The sequence below is a fragment of the Desulfobacter sp. genome (assembly GCF_050177295.1).
The window spans coordinates 1-9,973 of the sequence record NZ_JBFXHE010000139.1 but is presented as its reverse complement, the minus strand read 5'-3'; the positions used below and the strand labels follow the sequence as shown (position 1 = coordinate 9,973).

Here is a 9,973-nt window from a genome sequence, read left to right as displayed (position 1 = left end):
ACACCCATGTCCACAAAACGGGTAATGGCGCCGGCCGCGTCATTCGTATGCACCGTGCTGAGCACCATGTGCCCGGTTAACGCAGCCTGGACAGCAACCCCTGCGGTTTCACTGTCACGGATCTCGCCGATCATAATCACATCCGGGTCCTGGCGCAGAATCGCACGAAGACCTGATGCAAAGGTCATACCTGCTTTTCTGTTGAGCTGGCCCTGGCGCACATGCTCCATTCTGTATTCCACCGGATCTTCGAGGGTGATGATGTTGACATCCGGTTTGTTAATGATTTGCAGCATGGAAAAAAGCGAGGTGCTTTTCCCTGATCCTGTGGGGCCTGTGGCAAGGACGAGGCCATAGGGCATTTTAATCATTTTTTCAATAACGGCAATGTCCTTGGGATCCATACCCAGTTTGTCCAGGGAGTAAATGCCTGCACTGGTATCCAGGAGCCGGAGCACCATGTTTTCCCCGTACACGGTGGGAATGGTGGAGACACGGATATTGATCTCCCTGTCCTGGACAAACGCCGTGAAACGGCCGTCCTGGGGAATTCTGGATATCGAAATATCCAGATTGGCCAGGATTTTCAACCGGGATACAATGGACGTGAACATATTCCGGGGCGGTGCAGGGATATGGTGCAGTTTGCCGTCTACCCTGAATCTGATTTCAACATAATCTTTTTCAGGTCCCAGGTGAACGTCCGAGGCCTTTTCTTTTACGGCCTGGGTAATAATGGAGTTGACAAGCCTGACAACTGGCGCTTCTTCAGCCATGTCCATGAGTGAGGAGATGTTTTTCTTGAATTGCTCTTCAACCTCGTCTTTGGCGTCCATCTCCTGCATTTCCTGGATATTTTCCAGAACGCCGTCGGCACCGGCATAGGTACCGTAAACCGAAGAAATCAGGGCGGACAACTCCTGTTCCGTGCAGATTACAGCCTCTACCTCAGTGTCCGTATAAACCTCTATGTGATCGTAGGCGTTGATGTCAAGGGGATCTGTCATGGCGATAAGCAGCATACCGTCTTTTTTATGGATGGGCACAGCCTGAAATTTCTGGGCGATATTCACATCAAAAATATTGGCAAGATCTGTGGAAATGGCATATTCACTGGGATCGTAGCGCTTGATATGCATCTGGGAGGAGATAAGCGCTACAATATCTTTCTCGCTGACAATTCCTTCCATAATAAGGTACTGGCCAAGGCGTTTCCCATTATTTCTGGCGCCTGCCAGCGATTTTTCAAGCTGATCCTTTTGGAGTATTCCGGCTTCTACCAGCATCTCCCCCAGGCGTTTGCGTTTAGTTGCCATCAACATCCTCTTTATTTGCGCTTAAATTCATAAAATCGTTCTACCCTCTGCTAAAGCTGCAATTTCAGTATCCCGGAAATCACCCAAAGATTCGGACAGCTTTGTTGCAACGGCCTGTGCAGCCGGTTTATCTGCAAATACCCGGTTTAAGACCACATCAAACATAAATCCTTTTTCCGCACTCCAGGAGGATAAAATCCGGATATTTAGTCCTTTTTTCCTGTATTCCCGTGCTGTTGCATAGGCTTTGCTCAAATCCCCTGAACGGTCCGAAGCCAGACAGATCCGTCCGGAACGCCAGTGTGCGGAAGCATCACTGACAACCCGGAAACAGATAAGCTCTCCGTTAAGGATCAGACTTGGATCTTTAATTCTGTCATTGTCCTGCATAACCTGTTGGAGAAGCGCCTTTGAGTATGATCCGTAAATAATGGATATCATCGCATACAAATTGTCTTCACCGGATATTTTTACAGATCCCAGAAAATTGGGTTCATATCCGGCTGTTTCATCAGGAACCGGCTGCTGGACAACAGGCTCAGGCTGGACAGGATCAGGCTGGGCCAATGCCCTGGTTTCCGGTTGAACGATTGTTGCCAAGGGCGGGGCATCTGGTTGAACCGGCGCCGGGCATTCTTTAACAACTTCCAATGTCACCGGTGCAGGGGCAGGTCCGACCGCTGCATGCTGAACGCTGGAAAAATTGGAAAACGCCCATTGAACAACTCTCTGTTGAACCGGTTCAGGCAGGGCCTGCACGATCGTATTGGCATGAAACGCAATAAAAAAAATCAAAACCGTGGCAAATACCGAGAAAGCCGGTAACAGAGACACCTTTGTCTTTTCCTGGTAATCCTGGAATATTTCCCCGGCGCAGGCATGAACAAAAAAGGAGCCGACACACTGCCGGTCTTTAATAATCATGGTTAAAAGCACATGATGACACAGGTTGATAATTTTTCTGGGATACCCTTTGGTGATCCGGTAAACCGCCCAGAATCCAAAAAAAGTGAACCTGGGACGTTGGTCGTCATCAAAATGGTCCGGGGAAGCGGCCTGGTCGATTCGAAACCGGATCAGGTTCCGGGTTTCCGCAAAGCCCAAGGGAGAAAAAGTGAACCTGAAATTGATCCGGTCCACAAAATTTTCCATGCCCGCGATCATCCGGTCAAATTCTTTTTGGGCAAAAATAACGATCTGGAGCAGCTTTTTATCGTTAGTCTCGTAATTAAGCAGTTCCCTTAATGTTTCAAGGCAGTAAAGCGGCAGTTTCTGGCCTTCGTCAATCAGCAATACCGTGGTGACGTCGTCCTCGACCCCTGCTGAAAACAGGTTGGCTTTTATCTTTTCCTTGAGCGCAAGTTCATTGCCATGCTGATCTGCCGGCAGAGGAAGACCGGTGAAATGGTGAAGTATCCAGGCCAGAAATTCAGCCGGAGAAGTGAACCCCGGATCAAGGATCAAAAAACACCTGATCTTTTCATCATTATCAATTTTCCGGATCAGTTGCCTGCATACCGTGGTTTTTCCGGTTCCCACATCCCCTGTGATCACGTTAAGTCCCCTGCGCAGCCGGATGGCGATTTCAAGCTTTTGCAGGGCAGCTAAATGCTGCCGGGCGTTAAAGAACAGCCCGGGATCAGGTGAGTTGGAAAAGGGTTCCTTTTCCAGATGCAGGGTCCGGTAATACGCCATGGATTTTACTTGGTTCCTCCGGATACTGCCGGCACCCGGGATGCTGCTGCGTCTGCCACAGGCGGCGGCGTTATTTGTCCTTTAAGAATATGCGGTGTAATAAAAATAAGCAACTCTTCCATGTCCGCTGAATTGGTTGTATTTCTGAACAGCCATCCAAGACCCGGCACATTCATCAATCCCGGAACCCCTGATTTGCCGTCTTCGATATTTTCCTTGTTCAGCCCGCCGATCACCGTGGTCTGTCCGTTAAACAGATTGACCATGGTCTGGGCATTTTTGGTAATTATAGATGGATTTCCGTTCACAGGGTTGGAAAAATCCAGCTCATCCTTGTGGGTAATGATTTCCAGCCGGACAATATTGTCGTTGATCACGTGGGGCGTGACTTCCAGGCTGATGACAGCCTTTCGCCATTCAATTTCAACCTCATCATCCTCCACGGTCTGGAAGGGCACTTCCTTGCCGGACTCAATACTGGCCTTGTGGTGATCCAGGGTGGTAATGGAGGGCTTGGACAGGATATTGACCTTGCCTTCTTTCTGCAAAGCGGTAAGTTCCGTATAAAGGGCCCATTCCCCGATTTTCTGTGTCATCAGACCAAAGGACAACCCACCCTTGTTTACCACCTCCTTGGTGCTGTCCTGAATAACATTACTGATAAAACCCAGTCTTTCATTGCCCTCGTCGTCTCCTTCTGATTTCGAGGTAAAGGCGGATGTCCCCAGGACGCCCTGGGTAGACTTTGTATTGCCGTCATATATTGTGTCGGCAAGCCCGCCCCACTGAACCCCGAGTTCCCGGGCCGTATCTGATGTGGCTTCCACAATATGGGCTTCAATCAAAATCTGCTGACTGGGTCTGTCCAGTTTCTGGATAATGGGCAGAATTTTATTCAACTCCGTTTGGGTGGCATGGATGACCAGGGAATTCGTATTTGTGTCTTTGAAAATTGAACCCCTGAAGTTGGCTTGTTCAGCAGCTTTCTTTTTATCACCGGATTCGATGACCGCTTTTTCCATGGCAGCTTCCCTGGAGTTGGCCAGGAGATATTTTTCCAGATTTTCACGCAGCTCATCCAGGTCTGCAAAATTGATTTTCACGACCCGGGTCGTCAATGGTTCATACGACTCCTGTTTTCTGGAGATCGCCTCCATGGCCAACGCATGTTCTTTCCTGCTTTTCTGATAGTTTTGCTTGGCTTCCATGAGTGCAATTTCCTTGTTCAGGTCATCCACGGTGATCACCCGCAAAATATCGCCGCTCCACTTATACGTCAGGCCATAGGAGTCCAGAAGACCGGTAAAGGCTTCATCCCAGGGTACGTTGGAGATATTGATTTTAGCCTGGCCTGAAACCGTTTCATTAATCAGGATATTGACGTCGGCTGCCCTGGCAAGGGTCCGTAGAAGGACAGGCACCGGGACATCATGCATCTTCATGGTCAGCCGCATTTTAGGCATTTTTATTTGCGGCTCAGGCGGGTCTTCCATTTTTTTCTGCCTGGCCTTGTTCTCTTGTTCAAGGGCTTTGACCTTTTGCTGGACATCTCTGTTTATCTCTTCAATATAAGGGCGGGCGTCCGGCGTGGCCTTGGGCGAATTATCCGCCATTATCCGCCATTTTTCAAACCGGTCAGGCCTTTCTGCTTCCTTTTGAGTGGCCTGACACCCAAGACCAGAGCCCATGAGCATCAGTACCAAAAAATATATTTGAACATATTTCCTCATTTTTATTTCCATCACCTGTTATATTTCACCGGTTGATTTAATCTTCTTGTAAATATAGCGTAACCTGCCTGTTGGACCGGGTCAGCAACGTCACCTTTGCCGGCGTGATCTCAAGCACCTTGTACCCGATTTCCATAACCAGATCTCCGATACTGTATTCCATACCGTTAATTATGCCGAGAATATTCCCACCTATCTGAATAAATCCGGAATAGACCATATCCGGCAGCTTTTCGGCTGTGGTGTCATCCAGGTCATCTGAATTTTCACTGTAATAAATAAAAGGGTCCTTGGACCATATCTCCTCGGCTTTTGCCTTGAGATAGGGAAGATCCCTGCCGCCATTTTCTTTTTTCAGTGCGGCCAACGCTGTCTGTGCTGTTTTGCCGATATCGTCAGCTGCTTTGATGGCAGCTTGAATTTTTTCTTCATCCGTACTGCCTTTCTTTTTATCCAGCACAAAATAATTCAACAGTCCGTATACCGCCAGCAAACCTGCAAGCACAATGATGATAACCTCTCTCCTGCTCATTGTTCAGATCTGCCCTTGATTTTTAGAGACACCATTATTTTCTATGGCAATCCTGAACCGGATACTGCAATACCTGGCATTGTCTCTGTCGGTTCGGATTTCAACGGTTTCAAGGCGTTTAAAGCAAGGCAGTTTGATCAGTTCGATCAAAGCGGGCCTGAAATGCAGGAACGCTCCCTTGTAAGTCATATTCATGGAAATCAGATCAGCACCGGTTTTAAAAGATTCCGTATCCATCCGGTTTTCCAAAAGGATCAGACCCTGTCCTTCGGCAATCTGTTTAAATACCCGGGCCAGGCCTGAGACCTCATCCCTGGGAATCGCCTTGCGTTCCGGGAGAGGCAGGGAAGTATCAACCTTTGTATCTGCCAGGCCACATGCCTGGGCATATACCGAATAAAACTGTTTCTGCTCTTCCAGGCGAATGGTTTTGGCGAGCAAGTCCGCTTTGACCTTCTGAAGATTCTTGAATTTTGGGTAAAGAAGGCCCAGGGCAAGGGCAAGAATCACCACAAAGCACCCCACAATCAGACCAAGGGTTGTGGAGGAAATCTTTTCTGTTTCCTTTTTTGTCATCAGAAAATTTCCATATCCACAGTAAAGTTGAGCATATTAAGCTCTTTTTTCTGTTCTATTTTTTTATTCTCAATCTCAATATTACCGAAAAGAGGAGAATCACCCAGCGTCATTACGTATCCTGTGAGCGTGGATTCAAGGGCGGTGAACTCCGCAGACACAACCCCTTGCAGACGCAGATGTGGTCCCCGTCCACCAACGCTTTTTTCATTTTTTGCCTTTGGATCTTTATCCACAGGTTCCGCAAGATCAGCTTCCAGGGTAAGGATATCTATATTTTCAGGCGTCAGCGCGCATAATTCGCTGATAACGGACAACGATGCATAATCATTGGCATACTGACGGATCATCTCTATTTTTTTCTTGGCCTGGTCATTTTTTTTATTCAATACATCCGTGGTGACCTGGGTATCATATTTTGCAAGCTGGGTTTCTACGGATGTACGCCTGGCAATTTCCTGGTTTTCCATCTGGTCAAACCAGAACCAGACACCGGCACAGATCATAAGGCCTGCAATCCCTGCAGCTATTATCCCCATATTGATCTTTTTGGCTTTTGATTCAAGCGCCTTTTCCTTATAGGTATAAAGAAAATTGGGCGTAATGCCTTTGTCGGACAGGGCAATGCCCAGGGCCGGAATAACGCCGTTCCTGTCTGCTGCGCTGGTGGGCATGGTCAGACCCATGGCACCCGGGTCATTTTGAAATGGAGAGAAAAGGGTGGCCCGGCCAGGTATCATTTCTTTGCTGAAGTTTATGAATGCCCGGCTGTCATCTGTTTCTCCGAAAAAATAATATTTTGCAACCGGTTCATTTTCCAGAAACATATTGGAGCAGTATTCACCGGTGCGCTGAATTTTTCCTAAAAGCCGCCGGGCAGATGCTTCCATCTCTTCAAACCCGGGGTCATCCAGCCGCTGCCTTGCTGCCAAAATCCAGGGAATATCCGTAATATTCCCGGCCACCATCCCGGATTCCATTGAAGATTCCACCAGGCTGTAAGACCCTGTTTTAATGCTCCGCGCCACCAGTATGCCCTGCTCGGACATGCAGAAAATTTCAGACCGGTGCCGCCGGATATTCACAATCACCACAGGCTGGCCCCCGGTGTCGGGCTGGCCGGCAAGAATGCAGTTCTGGATGGCAAACGGGGTGGCCGTAACGCCGGCCAGGGAATATCCGGCTGATTTGAACAGGGCTTTCAGTCCTTTTACAGCGGCCCTGTCACCGGAAAACGCCACCACATTTTTCTTCTTCACACCGCTGACATGAACATCTGAAATAAACTCATAGTCAAAAATTTCATTGACCAGATCTATTTCAATTTCCTTTTTCAATGCCCACATGGCAGCATTGGCCAGCTTGGCATCCGGTATGTTGGGCAGGGTCAGCTGTCTTAGTTTAACATCCTTTGTCTCAATGGCGGCCCAGATGGAAACGTTTTTACTGTCTGTTAGAAAAGAGGCCAGCGCAGATCTGAGGAATGCAGGGAACCGGTCGCTTTTCATATTCATATTTTCGGGATATGGAAAGACCTGCCACTTGACAACCTCTTTTGCGCCCCCGCGCTTTGTCTCGCCGGCCAGGACCAGGGACAGACAATCGCCCCCCAGGTATGCCCCGGCACAAAGGTTATTCAGGGCGTTGCCCTTAAGAGAACTGCGTCCCTTGGATTCGGGAAGGGGAGGAACGGGTTCCCGGGAAAGTGCCTGGGGCGGGGTGTCGCCCCGGATGGAATCCAAAAGTTTCTCAGTTGAGCTTAACTCACTGGAATCTGTCACAGCAACCTCTTTAAATGGTTCTAAATTTTGTTATATATTTTCAAGAAGACTAATTAACAAAATACACCTGACAGAAAAAAAATAGTTCCGGTAAAATTTCACCGGTACTATTCTTTTGGCTTAAGATTAAGCTTCACTTTTCAAGCTTCTCTTAATGAACAATCCTGTGCTTTTTCTTTATTAAAAAGACCTTCACCAATCACCCAATTTGTGTAAAAACGCATTAGCTTAATCCGACTTTTCAGGGTTTGTCAATTATATTCTCACCATTAAGTCATCATACTATATTGAAAAAATTAACTTTTATCCTAGCACAATCATTACAAAAATATAATCAGTTGATATTAGGGAACATGAAATATATCATATCTAAACTCATTATAAATTTGATTGGCTTGCAGACACGCCCGTAATGACCTTAACATGAAAATCTACACCAAAATTCTGCTTCCAACCCTCCCGCTTGTTTTTTTCTTTCTGGCGGCAACCATTTTGATTACTTACCATTTTTCGCGTACAGCCCTTTTTGATCTCGGGGAGATCTGGCTTTCCACGCACCTGGATACGGCCATGAAAATCACCCGCGATCAGGAAAAAATTCTTCATGACTCAACCAGGGAGCGGCACGTTCCGGCGGTGGATCCCATGGATGAGGTGCACGGCGCCATTAACCGGATGCAGCCCTATCTGTATGGTTTGTTCATTTCAGCGGCCATTATCATTTCCCTGGTTCTGATGGGTTTAACCGCCCATCTGACCCATCCGTTCAAGGCGCTTCTTCTATGCACCCAGGCCTTTGGCAAGGGTGACCTTGACACCAGAATCAATATTCAGTCCGACGATGAATTCGGTGTTCTGGCAAAAGAATTCAACCAGATGGCATTCAGGCTCCAGGACAGCCTGGCCGCATTAAAACAGACTGAAGAGCATTTGAGGACTTTAAAAGAGCGTACCAGGGATCTGCAGGCAGCCAACAAAGCCTTGAATAATGAAATCCAGATCCGCAGACAAAAGGAAAAGGAGCTGGAACAGGCTAACCAGGTAAAAAGTGAATTTCTGGCCAATGTCAGCCATGAAATCCGAACACCTTTAAACGCGATTCTTGGTTTCAGCGAACTTTTGGAAACAATGATCAGTGAAAAGCAGCAGACCAGCTACCTTTCAGCCATAAATACAGCCGGGAAAAACCTTTCCGACCTGATGAACGACATGCTGGACCTGTCCAAAATAGAGGCCGGCAAACTGGAAATTAACCGGGAGCCTGTCCCATTAACTCACATTCCCGCGCCTGCGGCTGCAAGCAAATCAGCCTGGACCCGCATGCGGTTTGCCAAAGACCGGGTTCTTATTGTGGATGACCAGCGGGAGATCCGGTTCATGCTCAGGGAAGTTCTGGAGAAAATCAATCTTGAGGTCATTGAAGCGGCAAACGGCTGCCAGGCGCTTGAGCATGCCAGGGCCCAGAAACCTGCCCTGATATTCATGGACCTGAAGATGCATGGAATCGACGGCGTGGAAACCGCAGCCCGTTTGAAAGCAGACCAGGACGTTGCCCATATTCCCATATGTCTTATGACCGCCGGCATGACGCTGTGGTCCGAAGATGATCTTGAATCCCGGGGATTTGCCTGTATCCTTGCCAAGCCCATTGTCATAGACAGCCTGATGGCGGTTTTAACGCGGTTCATCAACCCGGTGGCTGATTCCACGGATGGATCTGCTGCGCTAAGCCGGCTGGACACCCTGGACCAGGACAGTCTGCCGGCAGAATTCCTGGACAGATTGCACAAGGATATTACCCCCCATATTCCACAAACCCGGGAGGCAATGAAAATATCCGATGTCCAGCGCTTTGCCGTAATGATCACTGAAACCGGAAACGTTTTTAACATCCAACCATTCAAAGCATTTGGAGAAGCGCTTTTCCAGTTGTGTAACACCTTTGACATTGAAAAGATCCGGACATGTCTTGACTATTTTATCCGGACCATCGACAGGATAGGCAAAAAGTCCTAAGGGAGTTCCCTGCCCGGGGCGATAAGACTGCGAATCCATCCTAAAAATGTATTTCCTTCCAGGCAGTCTTTTTCAGCAGTTTCCAGAACCTTTGTCATCTTTTCCGTATCGCTGTACCGGTCTTTGCGGGTGATGATTTCCCGGGCCGGATCAAGCGCCCGGATGACCCTGGCCGGGTTGCCGGCTGCCACAGTATTGGCAGGGATGTCGCAGGTGACAACAGCGCCTGCCCCGATAATGGTATTTTTCCCAATGGTTACGCCTTTGCACACAATGGCGGAGTCGCCGATCCACACATTTTCATCCAGAACCACCTTTGACCGGGTG

At 48.3% G+C, this 9,973-nt stretch carries 7 protein-coding genes and 1 pseudogene; 1 reads left to right on the top strand and 7 read right to left on the bottom strand.

Annotation, left to right across the window (positions count from 1 at the left end):
* The 6 genes from AB7U36_RS11325 to AB7U36_RS11300 form a co-directional block, all read right to left on the bottom strand.
* On the bottom strand, positions 1-1,316 hold a 1,316-nt coding region (locus tag AB7U36_RS11325), incomplete at its 3' end, for a GspE/PulE family protein (protein WP_428159882.1).
* A 27-nt stretch (positions 1,317-1,343) separates the two neighbouring features.
* Positions 1,344-3,011: an AAA family ATPase gene (locus tag AB7U36_RS11320; protein ID WP_428159881.1), complete on the bottom strand. Its 1,668-nt coding sequence runs from the start codon at positions 3,009-3,011 to the stop codon at positions 1,344-1,346.
* 5 nt (positions 3,012-3,016) lie between these two features.
* A complete protein-coding gene (gene pilQ / locus AB7U36_RS11315) occupies positions 3,017-4,741 on the bottom strand; it encodes a type IV pilus secretin PilQ (RefSeq protein WP_428159880.1) in 1,725 nt (574 codons plus the stop codon).
* Between the two features lie 37 nt (positions 4,742-4,778).
* Positions 4,779-5,273, bottom strand: coding sequence for a hypothetical protein (locus AB7U36_RS11310; protein WP_428159879.1), 495 nt, complete (start codon positions 5,271-5,273; stop codon positions 4,779-4,781).
* Between the two features lie 3 nt (positions 5,274-5,276).
* A complete protein-coding gene (locus tag AB7U36_RS11305) occupies positions 5,277-5,849 on the bottom strand; it encodes a hypothetical protein (protein WP_428159878.1) in 573 nt (190 codons plus the stop codon).
* Positions 5,849-7,630 carry a hypothetical protein gene (locus tag AB7U36_RS11300; protein WP_428159877.1) on the bottom strand — a complete coding sequence of 594 codons (1,782 nt, stop codon included), beginning with the start codon at positions 7,628-7,630 and terminating at the stop codon, positions 5,849-5,851. The genes AB7U36_RS11305 and AB7U36_RS11300 overlap by 1 nt, the downstream gene beginning before the upstream one ends.
* A gap of 423 nt (positions 7,631-8,053) precedes the next feature.
* Here AB7U36_RS11300 and AB7U36_RS11295 point away from each other — a divergent pair, with 423 nt between their 5' ends.
* The gene (locus AB7U36_RS11295) at positions 8,054-9,646 is read left to right on the top strand and encodes a histidine kinase dimerization/phospho-acceptor domain-containing protein (protein ID WP_428159876.1); all 1,593 of its coding nucleotides are present in this window, start codon (positions 8,054-8,056) and stop codon (positions 9,644-9,646) included.
* Here the strand turns inward: AB7U36_RS11295 and AB7U36_RS11290 are convergent.
* Positions 9,643-9,973: pseudogene (locus AB7U36_RS11290) on the bottom strand (acyltransferase); the annotation flags it as partial. The gene AB7U36_RS11295 and the pseudogene AB7U36_RS11290 overlap by 4 nt on opposite strands.

What these genes read in the sequence shown, in the direction of transcription:
- AB7U36_RS11320 (WP_428159881.1), bottom strand. Translation starts at nt 3,011, where the DNA reads ATGGCGTATTACCGGACCCTGCATCTGGAAAAGGAACCCTTTTCCAAC.
- pilQ (WP_428159880.1), bottom strand. Translation starts at nt 4,741, where the DNA reads ATGAGGAAATATGTTCAAATATATTTTTTGGTACTGATGCTCATGGGC.
- AB7U36_RS11295 (WP_428159876.1), top strand. Translation starts at nt 8,054, where the DNA reads ATGAAAATCTACACCAAAATTCTGCTTCCAACCCTCCCGCTTGTTTTT.
- AB7U36_RS11310 (WP_428159879.1), bottom strand. Translation starts at nt 5,273, where the DNA reads ATGAGCAGGAGAGAGGTTATCATCATTGTGCTTGCAGGTTTGCTGGCG.
- AB7U36_RS11305 (WP_428159878.1), bottom strand. Translation starts at nt 5,849, where the DNA reads ATGACAAAAAAGGAAACAGAAAAGATTTCCTCCACAACCCTTGGTCTG.